The organism is Caballeronia novacaledonica, from assembly GCF_900258035.1.
Classification (GTDB): Bacteria; Pseudomonadota; Gammaproteobacteria; order Burkholderiales; family Burkholderiaceae; genus Caballeronia; species Caballeronia novacaledonica.
This window is the reverse complement of the sequence record NZ_OGTP01000031.1, coordinates 1-16,297: the sequence shown is the minus strand read 5'-3', so window position 1 is coordinate 16,297 and position 16,297 is coordinate 1. Positions and strand designations below refer to the sequence as shown.

Here is a 16,297-nt window from a genome sequence, read left to right as displayed (position 1 = left end):
ATTTTGTAAGAGATCGGGCGCTGGTCCCGATACGGCCCGGCGCGCGCGGAACCCACTGGCGCTGTGCGGGACGACCGGGGAGAAAGGCCGGCGCGAGCCGGCTGTGACTGCGCCGGAAGCGGCAAAGAGTATATCAATACTTTGCCCGATTGCGCCGGAGCCGCGCGGGGCAAGGCGCCGCGGATCGAGCGGCGTTTCAGGCGAAGCCGACCGTCCGGTTGCGCCCTTCGCGCTTGGCCGTATAAAGCGCCGCATCGGTCTCGTTGATGAGCGCTTCGTACGACGACGTCACGCCGGTCCGCGCGCGCGCCACCCCGACGCTCGCCGTCACCGGCACGCGCGCGCCCTGGACGTCGATGGGCGTCTCGCCGATCGCGCGGCGCACTTTCTCCGCGACGATCATCGCGTCCTCGAAGTTCGTGCACGGCAGAAGCAGCGCGAATTCCTCGCCGCCGAAGCGACCGAACACGTCCTGCACGCGCACGGTCTTCGCGACGCGCTCGGCCATCACGCGCAACACCGTATCGCCGACGAGGTGGCCGAGGTCGTCGTTGATGCGCTTGAAGTGGTCGAGGTCGAACAGCAGCATCGACAGCTCGCCGCCGTAGCGCTGCCAGCGCGAGAATTCGTCGCGCAGGCGCAGTTCGAAGTAGCGCCGGTTCGCGATGCCCGTCAGGCCGTCGCGGTCCGCGAATTCCTGCAGCTTCGCCACCGCTTCGTCGCGGGCGCGCTGCATCATGCTCGCGTGCGTCGCGTCGGAAATCGTCACGCAGACGGCGCGCACCTCGCGCTCAAGCGTAAGCGGCATGAACGTGCAGTCCTGCTGCATGAAATCGACGCCGCCGGTGATCGGCCGGTCGTGATCGAACTTGAAGAGATACGGCCGCTGCTCCCACGAACTGAACGTGAAGCTGCCGAGCTGGAACACGCTCTCGACCTTGCGCGTGAACCACACGCGCGGCAGTTCCGGAAAGCTCGCGAAGATCGATTTGCCGATCACCTGCTCGGCCGTCCTGCCGCTGTGGTCCTGCATGAACCGGTTCCACATCAGCACGTTCAAGTCGCGATCGAGCACGAAAATGCCGAAGCCGACGCGCTCGATCACGAGTTCGGAGAGTGCGTGGCGCAGTTCGTCCATGCTCACGATGGCGTCCCGTTCAGAGGCTCGACAGAAGCGCGTCGAGCGCCTCGTTCAGATGCGCGATGGCGTCTTCCGCCATCAGCATGACGAGATGCGCGCGGAAACTGTGGTCTTCGAGCGCGAAATTCACTTCGAGCAGAAGCGCCGTCTTCCACGCGAGCATCGCGGGCTGGAAAACTTCGTCGAGGCCGATTTCCGAGCCGAGCATGCCCGGCGGCGAGAAGATCGGCGAGCGGCCGAGGCGGTCGAGTATGCACGACACGCACGCGCCCATCAGCACGGTGGCGACGTCGAAGACGAGCTCGGTGCGGGTCGTCGCCTCGTAGGTGGATTTGGTGTACGGATCGTCGACGAGCGCGCACAACTGATCGACGCTGCCGCTCTTGCACAGCACGATCGCCTCGCCCTTGATGTCGGAGCGAAAGCCCTGGCGCACGGCCGTGACGGTATCGGTGATGCCGGTCATCTCGGCGAGCGCCGCCGACGCCTCGGCCACGCTCACCACGCGCACGCGCGGCACCGAAAGCTCGATGAACGTGCCGAGCAGCTTCGAAAGCCGCGTCGCGGCCTGGCCCATCGCCATGTTGGCGACTTCCTGCAGCGCGTCGCGCTGATCTTCGTTCAGGGCGGGTTCAACCATGGAGTCCGTACTCCTTCAAAACGGGACGCAGCGCTTCGGGCGTCACCGGCTTCGGCAGGAAAGCGATCGCGCCGAGCGCGCGCACGCGCTCCTGGGCCATCGGCTGCACGTCGGCGGACACGACGATCACGAACGTGTTCAGGTCCTCGTGCTGCAACGCGTCGAGCACCTGATAGCCCGTCATGTCGGGCATCGTGAGATCGAGGAACATCACCGAGGCGCGGCCCGCGCGATAGTGTTCGAGCGCCTCGCGTCCGTTGGTCGCGTAGGAGATCTCGACGTCCCAGTCCGGGGGCAGCGCGCGCGTCATCACCTTGCGCGCGAGCAGGGAATCATCGGCAATGACAATCGGCAACGGCATGGTCGGCAGGATCTTTTTGGCTGTTTTCGGGCTGAGGACAGTCGTGTCGGCGGACACGGCCGGCTCTCGTATGGGATTACGGCATCCGCGCGGCGATCTTTAGGCGATCTTCACAGCGGAACCGGCGTGAGCCCTCTTGCCCGGCGGGAATGCGGGCGCTGTCGGAGATGCAGTTCGGCGGCGATGAGCCAGGCGCGGCGCCTGTGGACGTAGGCGCGCCATCCCGCGGGCGAGCGCTGGACCACCAGCGTGCGCGCAGCGTTCGATGCTTCCTGGCTCTCGATCGGCGTCATGTCGACTGCCCCGTGCGTGATCCGCCAAGAGGTTGGCGGACCGTGGCCTTCTTTCCCTCGCTCGGTCGCGCGGCCTGCCGGCGATCTGGCCGGACAAGCGGTCCTTCTCCCCGGCGCGCGCCGCGAGGCTGCTTGTGTCCTCCGCCGACGCTCTCGATGGCGTATCAGGTCGGAGGCTTGCATTGTCGGACGATCAGAATGTCAAAGCAACTCGCGAAAGCGCAGAGCGAGAATTAATCTGATGAAAACTGCCCGTAATGAGGCACGTTTCGCTCCATGTAATCAGATGTGATACGTTGTCATGCTTTTGTGTACGTTTGCGCTTCCAATAATCTCGCTAACTTCGCCGCCCGACCGAGGCTTTCCTCCATATGTCGTGCGCAGCGCAACCTTTTCCCCGGCATGCTTCGTGCGTACTTTTTGCGGTTGCATCGTTCAAGCCCGGCAAGTCCCGTGCGCACGCCCGCTTCGGCGAGCCCGAGGCGCGGGCTTCGGGTAAGTTTTCCAATTCGCTGCCAAAAATGACGCTGCAACGTGAGGAGTCCAACGCCGATCCTGCCGCGGAATCATGGCAGCAAGAACCGCCTTTTCCGGTGGTTCCCGAGCGCAACTTCGCGGCGCAGCGCCTCACGCTCTACGCACTGCTCGTCGCCGCGATCGTGCTGCCGTGCGTGTATGTCGCGGTCACCGCTTTCACCGATTACCACGCGCGCGTCGCCGACGCCTCCGATATCGTCGCGCGCAATGCCCGCGTCGCCGAGGAACACGCGCTCAAGGTCTTCGACCTGAACGTGACATTGAACGAACGCATCGTCGATCTGCTCGACGACCTCGACGCCGCCGCCATCCGGCGAGACAGCCGGACGATCCACCAGCGCCTGCAGACGATCAGCAACACTTATAAGCAGGTCGCGGCCGCTTCCGTGTTCGGTTCCGACGGCACGCTGCTCGCCACGAGCCGCGCGTGGCCCACGCCCGACATCACGGTCGCCGATCGCGCCGACTTCGGCGGCTTGCGCGCGGGGCAGCAGATCGAGCAGATTTCCCGCGTGATGGTCGGCCGGGTCGCCGGCGAGCAGGTGTTCAACACGGCGGTCGCGCGCCGCACGGCGTCGGGCAAGTTCGACGGAATCGTGTCCATCGCGCTGCGGCCTTCGTATTTCGGCGCGTTTTATCGCGAGCTCATCGGCGATAACCCGAGCGTGTCGCTCGGCCTGTCGCGCTCGGACGGCGAAGTGCTCGCGTGGTATCCGCCCCGTCCGCCCGAGCGCATGGCGCTCGCCGCCAGCTCGCCGCTGCGCGAAGCGTACGCCGCGGGGCGCAGGAGCGGCGTCGTGAAGATGGTGTCCGGCCTCGACAATCAACTGAAGATCGTCGCGTTCCGGCGCGTGGGCGCGTATCCGGTCTTCGTGTCGAGCGGCTATCCGATCGCGACGATCTGGTCCGACTGGTGGAAGCATCTGAGCGTGCTCGCGCTTTCGATCTTCGCGCCGTGCGTCGTGCTGTGGGGCGTCATCACGCAGTCGTTGCGGCGGCTCGCGACCGAGGAAGAAGCGTGGGAGCGCTGGCAGGCGGAAGCGTCGATGCGCCGCTCGATCGAATCCGCGTATCGCCAGGCGCGCAAGATGGAAGCGCTCGGCAATCTCGTCGGCAGCGTGGCGCACGATTTCAACAATCTGCTGATGATCGTTTCGACCAACGTGCAGATCGCGCGGCGGCGTGGCGCGCCCGGCCTCGACCGCGAACTGGCGGCGATGGAACGCGCGTTGAAGAGCGGTCAGTCGCTGACCCGGCAATTGCTCGGCGTCGCGCGCAAGCAGCCGCTGAGAAGCGAGACCATCGCCATCGGCAAATGGGTGCCGGCGGGGCGCGAATTGCTGCGCGCCTCGCTCGGCGCGAAAGTGGCGCTCAACGTCGAGGTCGCGCCGGACGTGTGGGCGATCCGCGTCGATCCGGCGGAACTGGAGCTCGCGCTCATCAACGTCGCGGTGAATGCGCGCGACGCGATGCCCAGCGGCGGCACGTTCACCGTTCGAGCCAATAACGTGCGCTTTCGCCACGAGGACGGCTTTCCGATCACCGGCGAATTCGTGCAGATCATGCTGGAGGACAACGGTTTCGGCATGAGCTCCGAAGTGCTCGGGCGCGCGTTCGAGCCGCTCTTCACGACGAAGCCCAAAGGCATGGGCACGGGCCTCGGCCTGCCGCAGGTCTTTGCGTTCTGCGAGCGCGCGGGCGGGCTTGCGACCATCGACAGCGCCATCGGCGCGGGCACGGCCGTGCGTCTGTATCTGCCGCGCGCGGCGGCGGGCGCGCCGGGCGCGGCCGTGGCGCAAGAACAGGCCGCCGCGAAGGACGCGGACGGCTTGCGCGTGCTGCTCGTCGAAGACAACGAGGAAGTCGCCGCCGGCACCGAGGCGCTGCTCACGATGATGGGTCATCACGTCACCTACGTCTTCAACGCCGACACGGCCGCCACCGTGCTCGAAGCCGCGCTCGCGGACGCCGCAACGGATTTCCCGTTCGACGTCGTGCTGTCCGACATCCACATGCCGGGACAGATGAACGGCATCGATCTCGCCGAGATGCTGCAGCGCTGCGAGCCGCGCCTGCCGGTGATTCTCGTCACGGGTTACGCGGAAGAGCTCGACCGCGCGCGGCAGGTCGGCGCGCGCGTGCTCTCGAAACCGTTCGATATCGCGCTGCTCGATTCGCTCCTGCGCGGCATTCTCGAGCGCCCGGACGGCCCGCGCGCACCGATGCGCGGTGCGCGTGCGGCGCGTTCCGTCGATCGCTGAACCGATCGACTTTTGCACGCGCGGTTGTAAAAGCGCCGTCATCCTTTCACACGTTCTCCTGCGCGTGCCGGTTCGCACGCATCCGGCACGCGAGTTGCGTGAACGCCTTCATGCACGGCGACGACGTCGCCGATTTCCGGAATCCGCCCACCGCAGGAGGCGTACATGCGACACACCGTCATCGGAGTTTTCGACACTTATGCGCAAGCCGAGGACGCACGCTCGGCCTTGATCAGCGCCGGCTTCGCGCGGGCGGACATCGAACTTCAGGCCAATCCGAAGCGCGACGACGCAGCCGCGCCGTCCGACATGCCCGACGCCGTCACGCATCAGGAGCCGGGCATGCTCGCGAACATCGAGCGCTTCTTCAGCATGCTCTTCGGCGGGCGCGACCAGCCGCCGGAAGTCGCGCATTATTCGGAGGCCGTGCGGCGCGGCGCGATTCTCGTCGCCGTCGATACACCGAGCGTCGAACAGGCGGACATCGCGCGCACGACATTGAGCGGTCAGGGCGCGATCGACATCGACGAACGCGCCGCGAGCTGGACGACGCTCGAACACGGCGCGTCGGACATGCCTGCCGCTGACGATCGCGATCATTCCGTGCTCGACGAACTCGGCCTCGGACGCGGCAGCGCCGTGCCCGGACGCGAACCGGTGAACAGTCCGGACATGACGCCGATGCGCGCGCGGGCTTATCCGCACGCGGACGCCGGCGATCCGGCAGCGTTGACGCCGCGCGATTACGCCAGCGATCCCGCCGACGATCTGCTGATGCCGCGCGCCGGCATGCAGTCGCAATCGCAGTCGCAGTCTCAAACGCAGTCGATGATGAGCGACGCCGAACGCACGGCACGCGACCCGCTCGCCGGACGCGATCCGGTGACGGGCCGCGATCCGTATGCGACGACCGGCATCGATCCGCTCGCCGATCCGCTCGGCGGCGTGCCCGCCGATCCGCTCGCTGCGCGCGACGGACTGACGGGCGGATCGCTGTCGGAACGCGATGCGCTTGCCGGCCGCGATCCGCTTCGCACGACCGGCGCGGTTCCGTCCGAACGCGACCCGCTGCCCGGCGTGCGCACCGACATGGCTTCGGAATGGCGTTCGGTCGAGCCGCTCGGACCGCTCGACGAACCGGCCGCGCCGTATCAGGCCGGTGCGGCGCGCGCGGCGGGTTCGTCGCCCGATCCGGTGCTCGCTTCCGCCGGCACGCAGGCGGCGGGGCCGGTCGGTCCGGCTTCCACGACCACGGGTCCGGCAACGGTGCCCAACGAGTACATGGAGTACGAAGAAGATTTCCGCGCCGACTACGAGTCCAAATACTCGGCGACGGGCGAGCCGTACGAGGACTACCAGGGCGCGTATCGCTACGGCGCGACGCTCGGCAACGACGATCGCTTCCGCAGCCGCACGTGGGACGATCAGATGGAGTACGAGACCCGCCGCGACTGGGAAAGCAAGCACGGCGAAGGCGATACGTGGGAGCGCTTCAAGGCGGCGATCCGCCACGGATGGGATCGCGTGACGGGACATCATCACGTTTGAGTTTCGTCGAAGAAACGGCCCGCTGAGTGGGCCGTTTTTGCGTGGTCAAAGGTGAGTGCTTATGCCGCCCGATCGCGCACCCAGGCGGCGTACTTGTCCATGAACGTCTGCAGATATTTGCGCGTGTCCTCGCTCACGATATTGCCGCTCGCGTCGATGCGCTTTTCGTCGTGCTTGATATACATCTCCGGCTGATTCATCAGCACGATATCGAGATACGCGCAGACGCCGCGCAGATGCGACTGCGCGATGGCCGTGCCGATCGCCCCGACCGACGTCCCGATGATCGCGCCCGGCTTGCCGCCCCAGACGCTATGTCCCCACGGACGCGAGGCCCAGTCGAGCGCGTTTTTCAGCACGCCCGGAATCGAGCGGTTGTACTCCGGCGTGACGATCAGCAAGCCGTCCGCATCGGCGATCTGCTGCTTGAACGCGCGCGCGACTTCGGGAAAGTCGCTGTCGTAATCCTGGCTGTAGAGCGGCAGGGCGCCGATATCGAGAAACTCGAACGAAAAGTCCCTCGGCGCCAGCGACACGAGCGCATGCGCGAGCTGCTTGTTGAACGAATCCCGCCGCAGGCTGCCGACAACCACCGCAATCTTTAAGGTCATGACATCTTCCCCGTGAAGGATGAAAAGGTTGATGACCCGGACGATGACCTGTCCGGAAACGCCGTCTTCGAACGACGCGCGTGCACATGATAGGCGCATCGCGGGTCGATCGTCTCCGAGGGTCCGCGCATGCGTCCCGGACTATTTTTGCGACGAATTGAGCAATGTACCTTACACCGCCACGCCGCGCGGTTCCCGATGAGCTATCCCCACGGTTATCCACAGAATCTGTGGATAAGTCGGGCGTAACCTCCATTCTGTTTAGTTTTTGATTCGTAAACGAAACATGACGGCCTCCGGGCGCGCTCATTTTGCGTTACGCGGGCCAGCATTCATCCACTCTGGACAACAATGTGTTGGCTCAATCGGTATTTTTGTCCAATAGGAATGCTCCTAGACTGCACTTCAAGCGTCGGTGCCGACGCACCCGCATCCAGGAGACTTCGCATGAAAAACGCACTGATCGGCGGTCTGGTTTTGTCCGCGCTGCTCGCCACCGCTCCGGCTTTCGCGCAATCGACATCGGCGGGAAAGTCTCGCGCGGAAGTGAAGGCGGAACTCGCGAGCGCACGCCGCGCGGGCGATCTGGAAGCCGTCAATTCGCTGAGCTATCCGCAGTTGCGTCCGTATCAGGAGCGGCACGCGCAACTTCGCGCCGACAACCGCGACGCCAGCGCCACGCGATAAGCAGCATCGATTTGAACGAATCAGAGGAAGCAGTCTGAACTGGCCCTCCTCCACCGTCGAACAGAAGGTGGTTTCGCCCGGTGCGCTTGCATCGGGCGTTTTTTTGCGTGCTCAGCGCAACGAGGTAAGACAGAGCGTGACCGTGACGAGCGAAATCACGGTCGAGAAGAGAATGGCGCTCGATGTCACGCCGCCCTCGCGTCGATAAAACTCGGCGAGCATGAACGGGCCGGTCCCGGTCGGCAGCGCGCTCAGAATCACGGCGGTCTTCGCCCACAACGGCGGCAGGCTGAACACATGGAAGGCCAGCCACCAGGTCAAAAGCGGCTGCGCGACGAGCTTGAGCGTCACGAGCGCGCTCGTCGTCCCGACGGCACGCGCTTCGCCCTTCGCGCCGAGAAAAAGACCGAGCGCGACGAGCGCACAAGGGCTCGCCGCGCCGCCCAGCAACTTGAGCAGCGCCTCGGCGCCTTCGGGCACGTGCGCGCCCGAGCCGCTCAGCAACGCGCCCGCCACGGGCGCGATCAGCAACGGATTTTTCACCAGCGACTTCGCCACATGCCCGAGCGTCGCGACGATGTGCTTCTCCGTTTGCAATCCAAGTTCGATCAGCACGATCGCCACGGCGAACATCACGCAGACGGTGATGATCGTCGCGATCACGGCCGGCGCCAGGCTTTCCTTGCCGAACGCGAGCATGCAGAGCGGCAAGCCGACGAAGCCGGTGTTCGGATACGCGGCGTTCAATCCGTCGATGCTGGCATCGGCGAGATGACGCGACTGCATGAGCCGCACGATGAGCGTCAGCAAAAAGATCGCCGCCGACCCGATGCCGAACGCGGCGATGAACGCGGGCTGATCGAGCATGCTCCACGGCGTCTTGGCCATGATGTCGAAGAGCAGCGCGGGTAACGCCAGATAGACGACGAAGCGGTTCAGCTCGGATGCGGCGCTCGGCCCGAGCCGGTTCAGCTTGCGGCAGGCGTAGCCCGCGAAGATGAGACCGAAGACCGGCAGGATGATCGTGGCGAGTGGAGTAAGAAGCGAAGGCAGCGGCGCGAAGGCGTGAGGCAAGGAGACCGGCGAAGGCATGAGGCGGCTGCTTTGGGCGCGAGAAGTGAAGAGCGAGAGGATACCCCGGACAGAAAGGTGAGAGCGTTCGGGAGCATCAGGTGAGAAGTTTCGGGAATGCCGCGACGGTGAGCCCCTTTATGAACGTGCAACTCACTCTTCCACGAGTTATCGAATGGCTTCGATTTCACTCACTCTGTTAAGTGGACGATGCAAGCCATTGTTCTTTAACGTATTCGACATTTTTGCCGTGTAGGCGCTTCGGGCCGCCGTCGCGGCGCGGCGGAGCGCGTTCATTCGACGTGCGCCGGTTAAGGTGAGGCGATTCGGGAGCCGGGCAAATGTCTTGTCGCCGAACATCGACCGCGCGATAAAACCCAATCAGGACAGCCACTTGCGCCTCACGCGGGTTTTTGCGGGCGGCATCGGACGGGGCGAAAGGTGAGGGGTTTCGGGAGCCGCGCGCGGACGGAACGAAGCTTGCTGCTCCGTCTGCCTTCGCATTTCTCACACACCGGGCAACATGAACCTCAGAAGACCTTGGGCATACGGCGCCGCGGCGCTGGCTGTGATCGGCGGCGTCGTCGCGCTGGCTGCGTGCGCATCGAACGGGACGCGCAAAAGCGGTAACGACGACGTGCCCGAACCGTCGAAAGCCGTCGATCTCGATCGCTATCTCGGTCAATGGCACGAGTTCGCGCGCTACGAGAACCGCTTCGAACGCAATTGCGAAGCCGTCACGGCGAATTACGCGCGGCGCGAGGACGGGCTCATCTCCGTCGTCAATGCTTGCCGGCAAGGCGGCGTGAACGGCGCGTACCGGTCGGCGGAGGGACGCGCGAAGATCGTCGCCGGATCGAACGGAACGAAATTGAAGGTGTCGTTTTTCGGCCCGTTCTATGTCGGCGACTACTGGATTCTCGATCACGCCGACGACTACACGTGGTCCATCGTCGGCGAGCCGACCGGGCGATATCTGTGGATTCTGACGCGCGAGGCGAAGCCTTCGGCCGAACTGCGTCGCACATTGATCGAGCGCACGCGCGCGCTCGGTTACGACGTCACGATGCTGCGCGAGACGCAGCAAGGCTGACCGCCTAGCCTCCCTTGCAGGCGATGAGCAGCGAGTTCTGATTGTTCTCGGTCGACTGTCCGAGCACGTCATAGCCGCTCGGGCAGAGCGCCTTCGCGTTGTCGGTGCAATTGCTCCAGCCGCTGTAAGTGGGACACTGGATCTGCTGCGTCGGGCGACCATCGGCGGAAAAAAGGGGCGGCGCGCTGCTGCATCCGGAAAGCGCCCACGCGCCGCCCGCAAGCATGACTGAAAGGCCGATTGCCCTGCCGGTTCTCATCCCGCGTTTCATCCCGTACCCCTTTGATTCTTGGTCGTTATTTTCGATTTCGGGAGTATGCCACGCGCAGCTTTCGCGCCGGTTTGGCGGCCGTAAAAATCCGTCACACGGCGATGCCGAGCGCCGCGATCTTCTTGTACAACGTCGCCCTTCCGATGCCGATTTTCTCCGCCGCATCCGCGACGCGCCCGCCGCTCGCGCGCAGTGCGTCGGACAGGAAGCGTCGCTCGAAATCGGTCATCGCGTCCGCGTAGGACAGGCCCGGCGGATCGCCGGCTTCCTGCGCCGCCGGTTCCGCCTGCGCCGCGATCGCCACGCGCCCCGCGTCGATGAACGCGCTCAACGCGCGGGCGTCGATGTGCTCGGTCTCCGAGAGCATCAGCGCGCGTTCGAGCGTGTTGCGCAACTCGCGGACATTGCCGGGCCACGAATACGCCTCGAGAAGCCGCAGACCGTCCTTGTGCAGCACAAAATGGCCGCCGTGCCCGGGTCGCGTGTCGGCGGACAGATCTTCGAGAATCGCGTAAGCGAGCGCCTCGATATCGCCGAGCCGGTCGCGCAACGGCGGCGCGTGAATCGTGAGCACGTTCAGCCGATAGAACAGGTCCGCGCGAAAACGGCCCGCCGCGACGAGCGCGGAGAGATCGGCGGAAGTCGCCGCGATGATGCGCACATCCGCGCGCACGATGCGATTCGAGCCGAGCGGCTCGAACTCCTTGTCCTGCAAGACGCGCAGGAGCTTGCCTTGCAACGGCAGCGGCATGTCGCCGATTTCGTCGAGAAAGAGCGTGCCGCCGTCGGCCAGCTCGAACTTGCCGACGCGCCCTTTCCGCTCCGCGCCGGTGTACGCGCCCGCCGCCGCGCCGAAGAATTCGACTTCGAGCAGCGTGTCCGGAATCGCCGCGACATTGACCGTCACGAGCGGCTTGCCGGCGCGCGTCGATGCCCCGTGGATCGAATGCGCGAGCAGTTCCTTGCCGGTGCCGGTCTCGCCGAGCAGCAGCACCGGCGAATCGACGAGCGCCGCACGCCGCGCTTGCCGCTTCACTTCGAGACTGACCGGGCTCGTGCCGACGAAACTCGAAAACGTGTACTTGGCGCGCCGCGCCTGCGCGAGCGACTGGCGTGTCGCGATCAGTTCCTGCTGCACGCGCGAGTAGTGCGCGAAAAGCGGCGTGAGCGCTTTCATCTCGTCGAACAGCGCGAAGCCGATCGCGCCGATAATCTCGCCCGCGTCGTCCTTGAGCGGCAGGCGCGTGACGACGAGCGGCTCGCGGTCCGTTTCGAGCACGTCGAGCAGGATCGGCTTGCCCGTCGCGACGACTTCGCGCATCAGGCTGTTCGGAATCACCGCTTCGCAATCGAGGCCGATCGCGTCGAGCGGATCGTCGAAACCGAAACGCGCCGCGTAGCGCTTGTTGATCCACACGACGCGTGCGTCCGCATCGACGATGAAAGTGCCTTCGCTCAGATTCTCGAAGGTCTTGAACAGGGACTCCATCGCGCGGCGCATCACGTCGCTGTAGTCCAGGGGCACGTTGATCCAGTCGTTGAGCATGGCGCCCAATGTCTCCGTTTTCTCCATATAGAGACAAATATCTCAATCACGAGACTCGCCGGCAATCCGCATCTGTACTAGTCTTGACAAGCTGCGCACCCGCATGGGGCGGTCGAAATGTCTCGATCCCGAGACATCCGGTTGAAACGTTGCGATGGCATGCTCGCCCGATGCCCGTCGCGCCAGCGTTTTCACGCTTTGGCACGGAACCTGCATTGTGCCCGCGCGGCGCATTATCCGCGCGCCGTCAGCGCTTCCAGAAGAAGCGCGCTACGTTGCAAAGAACAAACCACTCACGGAGACTCAATGTCGTTCATCATCGTGCTCGCCGCTCTGGCGTTCCTGATGCTCGCCGCCTATCGCGGCTACAGCGTCATTCTTTTCGCGCCGATCGCGGCGCTCGGGGCCGTTCTCCTCACCGATCCCGCCGCCGTCGCGCCCGTGTTTTCCGGCATCTTCATGGAGAAGATGGTCGGCTTCGTGAAGCTCTACTTTCCTGTGTTTCTGCTCGGTGCGGTGTTCGGCAAGGTCATCGAACTGTCGGGCTTCTCCGAGTCGATCGTCGCCGCCGCGATTCGCTATATCGGCAAGTCGCGCGTGAATGCGGTGATCGTCGCGGTGTGCGCGCTGCTCACCTATGGCGGGGTGTCGCTGTTCGTCGTCGTGTTCGCGGTGTATCCGTTCGCGGCGGAGATGTATCGCCAGAGCAATATTCCGAAGCGGCTGATGCCGGGCGCGATTGCGCTGGGCGCGTTCTCGTTCACGATGGATTCGCTGCCGGGCACGCCGCAGATTCAGAACATCATCCCGACGACGTTCTTCAAGACGACCGGCTGGGCCGCGCCGTGGCTCGGCGTGATCGGCTCGCTGTTCATCATCGTGGTCGGCCTGACGTTCCTCGAATGGCGCCGCCGCTCCGCGATGGCCAAAGGCGAAGGCTACGGCACGTCGCTCCTGAACGAGCCGGAGCGCGTGGAATCGACGTCGCTGCCGAATCCGGTGCTCGCGATTGCGCCGCTGATTCTCGTCGGCGTCGCGAATTTCGCGCTGACCAAGTGGATCCCGACGTGGTACGGCGCGAGTTACACCGTGCCGCCCGAGGTGCTGCCGGGCGTGCATGCGCCGGTGACCACGGCGGTCAAGACGGTCGTTGCGATCTGGGCGGTCGAAGGCGCGTTGTTGCTGGGTATCGTGCTTGTCTTGCTGACGGCGTTTTCGCGCGTGAAGGAGCGGTTCGCGGTGGGCACGCGGGCGGCGGTGGCGGGCGCGTTGCTCGCGGCGATGAACACGGCATCCGAATATGGCTTCGGCGGTGTGATTGCGGCATTGCCGGGCTTTATCGTGGTCAGCGATGCGCTGAAGAGCATCCCGAATCCGCTCGTCAATGCGGCTATTTCGGTTTCGGCGCTTGCCGGGATTACGGGATCGGCGTCGGGCGGGATGAGTATCGCGCTTGCGGCGATGTCGGATACGTTCATTGCCGGTGCTCAGGCGGCGCACATTCCTTTGGAGGTGCTGCATCGGGTCGTGGCGATGGCCTCCGGTGGCATGGATACGCTGCCGCATAACGGCGCGGTTATCACGCTGCTCGCGGTTACCGGGCTGACGCACCGGGAGTCGTATCGCGATATTTTTGCCGTTACCGTTATTAAGACGCTGGCTGTGTTTTTTGTTATCGGCGTTTATTACCTTACGGGGATTGTTTGACCGGTTCTTTGGCTTTGGCTGTCGTTGCTGGCAACACCGAAGTTTAAGTTTGAAATCAAACTTCGCGTTCCCACGCCCATCCTTTGCACAGTAAGATTGACCGAATTTCAGTAGTTTCGATGCCTGCGATTCAGTGAGTCGTGGGCATTCCACGTTTACTCAACGGTTCTTGCTGCGCGACGTGAGCTGCCGGGCTCCCAAACCGGATGTCCGCAGTGCGCTGCCGGACGACTAGATGACGAAAAAAAGCGAAGAAGCCAACGACCGGACCGCGAGCGCACGCTTGTCGCGCGCCGTCAAACATGTCCGGGAAACGAAACAGCTAACGCTGGTCGCAGTGGCGGCCGCCACTGGTATAAGTCGAAATACCCTGTTTCTAATCGAAACCAAGGCGGCCAATGTTCGACTGAGCACAATTGATACGCTCGCCAGCCTCATGGGCGTGAATCCGAGTCAGTTACTCGAGAAATCTCCCCACCTGTCCGGCCGCCTTCTGGCCCGTGCCTCGTTATCGCAAACCGTTGCTCACAATATCGCGGCCTTTCGGACATCGATCAATATGTCACAGGAGACGCTTGGTGAGGCTGCAGGTCTAGCCAAGGGCTACTTGTCATTAATAGAAATTTCAGCACCAGATTTGAAAGTTGACACTGTAGATGCCATCGTGGATCGAGAGCACTGTCGTAGCAACTTTGCAAGCCGACACCCGCGTGAAATGATTGGCCGGAATCTACCGTCGGGATGGGCACGACCAGAAACCGTGCCCTTAGCGTCCGTTCTCTTCTTTATGTCGGGCGCTTGCAGTTCTGCTTGGCTAAGCTTCGAACTCATCCGCTGGGCGCGGTCCGGCCCCATGCTGTTTATCGAATTCAAACCCATTCATGCCTTCGAAGCTGCCCTCTAGATAATGCTTGCGATCTTTGCCCTCGCCTCTAACAACATGACTGCACCCCAAACGCTCCACAAGTGGGCTGATTCGGTTGTGCTCCACCAGCCATTCTTCATAGCCCTTTGTCGACGGCCCCCCAACGTTGATAACGAATTCAACGCCATACAGCACAAACGCGAAAAAAGTCTCTGACCGCCGGGTCATGAAGAGCGTGCATCCGAAACCAGCCGTGACCCATTCGTTTGTCGTAGGGTCTTGCATCAATGTGTCGGCAGGAAAGATTGTTCGTTGGCAGAAGGGCCAAATATCTGGTCCTGTTCCATAGCGCGCGAAATTGCGGATGGAATCATAGAACGGCTGCTCCATCATCTCTTCGAGAAGACGGACATCTCGAACAAAGATCTCAGCGCAAGCCTCCAAAGCCATTTTGGCAAGAAACCTCGACATTTCTCGCTGTGGAACGACATCCTCGATAGTAAAGACCAGTGGCATCTGAAAGTTATCCTGCATTGCCTCGCCAAGCACAACTGCTTCACCACGCTTTTCAGTGCCGAGTTGGATGCTCCCGCTTTCGCTGAGTCGCATATTGACCTGTACATCGCTCCCAGCGATACGACCAAGAAGGGAAGGAAGCTTGCCCTTCTTTGATGGCACCTGATGCCACGCGCGTAAATTCCTCATCCAATGATGATTGAGAATCGGTTGCTCGACCTTCCGCGCGAAGTAATTGTTGCACTTGTCGCAGACCACGCCTCGTGGCAGAACACGTCGACGGCTACCGATTGACTCCGGCATGATGTGTTCGACGCTGCGCGATTCACTTGAGTCTTGTTTGCAGAAAATGCAGCGCACGAATGTTGTCCTTATCTTATTGGTGGAGATCATTTGGCCGAGAACATTTTATTATCTCGCGCTGGATAACGCACCAACGAGCATGACTTAGCTGATTGACGTTTTGATGGAAATCGAATCGGGTCGATGGCACAACCGCGACGCTCGATTTTGGGAAGATGAAGGTTGGGTGAACTCCCGTGACACGGCGCTACAATCCGGCATTTCCCGCAGACGTCGACGTCCGCGTGCCCGGTCGGTAGCGAAGGAACTCTTGGCGCCGCGCTCCCTTTTATTCAATGGTAGATCAATGCAAAGTTTTCAAGACGTCGAAGCGTTGCGGTCGAGGTATTTGTGCCACGGCTGCGTGGATGAGTCGTTCCTCAGTCAACGCGTCCGACAGGAGGGTGGACGGCATCGCTGTTTCTACTGCAAGATGCGCCGCCATTGCTTCACTCGACGAGATGTCTGGGATCATTGAGAAGGCATTCGAGCAGCACTACATTCGCAACTCCCAATACCCGGATGCCTTCGAATCTTCGCTTCTCGGAGTCTTGCTGCATAAGGCTCCGACATGCCGACAATCCGTACAAACGTCAAACTTCTTCGAAAATTGAGCAACCAGCCAAACTTTGGCCAGTGAAGTGTGGCTTCAGGCGTCGATTCGGAAAGTTTTTCGCGTGCAACCCGCCAAACTTCACGGCATGTCAAACTTGAACTTCGGTGTTGCCAGGGTAATCCCCCCGCTAATAACGCGGGTCAGAAGTAGACTATGCTGCGGCAGTGAGCCGCTGTTTTGGCGTCACGCCT

The 16,297-nt window shown here is 63.0% G+C and carries 14 protein-coding genes; 6 read left to right on the top strand and 8 right to left on the bottom strand.

Annotated elements, in window-relative coordinates; all coding sequences use genetic code 11:
* Window positions 1-196: 196 nt before the first annotated feature.
* From NOV72_RS28565 to NOV72_RS28555, 3 genes are read right to left on the bottom strand one after another with little or no spacing between them, the layout of a single operon-like run.
* The gene (locus tag NOV72_RS28565; RefSeq protein WP_106857885.1) at window positions 197-1,138 is read right to left on the bottom strand and encodes a GGDEF domain-containing protein; all 942 of its coding nucleotides are present in this window, start codon (window positions 1,136-1,138) and stop codon (window positions 197-199) included.
* A gap of 19 nt (window positions 1,139-1,157) precedes the next feature.
* The gene (locus NOV72_RS28560) at window positions 1,158-1,781 is read right to left on the bottom strand and encodes a chemotaxis protein CheC (RefSeq protein WP_062255251.1); all 624 of its coding nucleotides are present in this window, start codon (window positions 1,779-1,781) and stop codon (window positions 1,158-1,160) included.
* Window positions 1,774-2,142, bottom strand: coding sequence for a response regulator (locus tag NOV72_RS28555; RefSeq protein ID WP_035502605.1), 369 nt, complete (start codon window positions 2,140-2,142; stop codon window positions 1,774-1,776). The genes NOV72_RS28560 and NOV72_RS28555 overlap by 8 nt, the downstream gene beginning before the upstream one ends.
* Before the next feature lie 814 nt (window positions 2,143-2,956).
* On the opposite strand from NOV72_RS28555, the gene NOV72_RS28545 reads away from it, so the two are divergent.
* Both NOV72_RS28545 and NOV72_RS28540 read left to right on the top strand, forming a co-directional pair.
* On the top strand, window positions 2,957-5,233 hold the full coding sequence (locus NOV72_RS28545) for a hybrid sensor histidine kinase/response regulator (protein ID WP_106857883.1): 2,277 nt from the start codon (window positions 2,957-2,959) through the stop codon (window positions 5,231-5,233).
* Between the two features lie 165 nt (window positions 5,234-5,398).
* Window positions 5,399-6,781, top strand: coding sequence for a hypothetical protein (locus NOV72_RS28540; protein WP_106857882.1), 1,383 nt, complete (start codon window positions 5,399-5,401; stop codon window positions 6,779-6,781).
* Window positions 6,782-6,840: 59 nt separating this feature from the next.
* On the opposite strand, the gene NOV72_RS28535 is transcribed toward NOV72_RS28540, so the two are convergent.
* Entirely contained in the window at window positions 6,841-7,392 is a 552-nt protein-coding gene (locus NOV72_RS28535; protein WP_106857930.1) for an NADPH-dependent FMN reductase, read from the bottom strand.
* A 447-nt stretch (window positions 7,393-7,839) separates the two neighbouring features.
* Between NOV72_RS28535 and NOV72_RS28530 the strand changes: the two genes are divergently transcribed.
* Window positions 7,840-8,079: a DUF4148 domain-containing protein gene (locus tag NOV72_RS28530; protein ID WP_106857881.1), complete on the top strand. Its 240-nt coding sequence runs from the start codon at window positions 7,840-7,842 to the stop codon at window positions 8,077-8,079.
* A 111-nt stretch (window positions 8,080-8,190) separates the two neighbouring features.
* Here NOV72_RS28530 and NOV72_RS28525 read toward each other — a convergent pair whose 3' ends face one another.
* A complete protein-coding gene (locus NOV72_RS28525; protein ID WP_106857880.1) occupies window positions 8,191-9,171 on the bottom strand; it encodes an AEC family transporter in 981 nt (326 codons plus the stop codon).
* Between the two features lie 502 nt (window positions 9,172-9,673).
* Between NOV72_RS28525 and NOV72_RS28520 the strand changes: the two genes are divergently transcribed.
* Complete coding sequence (locus NOV72_RS28520; RefSeq protein ID WP_106857879.1) at window positions 9,674-10,243, top strand: lipocalin family protein; 570 nt, start codon at window positions 9,674-9,676, stop codon at window positions 10,241-10,243.
* A gap of 4 nt (window positions 10,244-10,247) precedes the next feature.
* Here NOV72_RS28520 and NOV72_RS28515 read toward each other — a convergent pair whose 3' ends face one another.
* Complete coding sequence (locus NOV72_RS28515; protein WP_425428797.1) at window positions 10,248-10,502, bottom strand: hypothetical protein; 255 nt, start codon at window positions 10,500-10,502, stop codon at window positions 10,248-10,250.
* 103 nt (window positions 10,503-10,605) lie between these two features.
* Window positions 10,606-12,060, bottom strand: coding sequence for a sigma-54 interaction domain-containing protein (locus tag NOV72_RS28510; protein WP_106857877.1), 1,455 nt, complete (start codon window positions 12,058-12,060; stop codon window positions 10,606-10,608).
* A 306-nt stretch (window positions 12,061-12,366) separates the two neighbouring features.
* On the opposite strand from NOV72_RS28510, the gene NOV72_RS28505 reads away from it, so the two are divergent.
* The gene (locus tag NOV72_RS28505; protein ID WP_106857876.1) at window positions 12,367-13,767 is read left to right on the top strand and encodes a GntP family permease; all 1,401 of its coding nucleotides are present in this window, start codon (window positions 12,367-12,369) and stop codon (window positions 13,765-13,767) included.
* A gap of 235 nt (window positions 13,768-14,002) precedes the next feature.
* Window positions 14,003-14,671 (top strand): helix-turn-helix domain-containing protein, encoded by a 669-nt coding sequence (locus NOV72_RS28500; protein WP_106857875.1) that lies wholly within the window; start codon window positions 14,003-14,005, stop codon window positions 14,669-14,671.
* Here NOV72_RS28500 and NOV72_RS28495 read toward each other — a convergent pair.
* Window positions 14,582-15,541 (bottom strand): HNH endonuclease, encoded by a 960-nt coding sequence (locus tag NOV72_RS28495; RefSeq protein WP_106857874.1) that lies wholly within the window; start codon window positions 15,539-15,541, stop codon window positions 14,582-14,584. The genes NOV72_RS28500 and NOV72_RS28495 overlap by 90 nt on opposite strands.
* Window positions 15,542-16,297 lie beyond the last annotated feature (756 nt).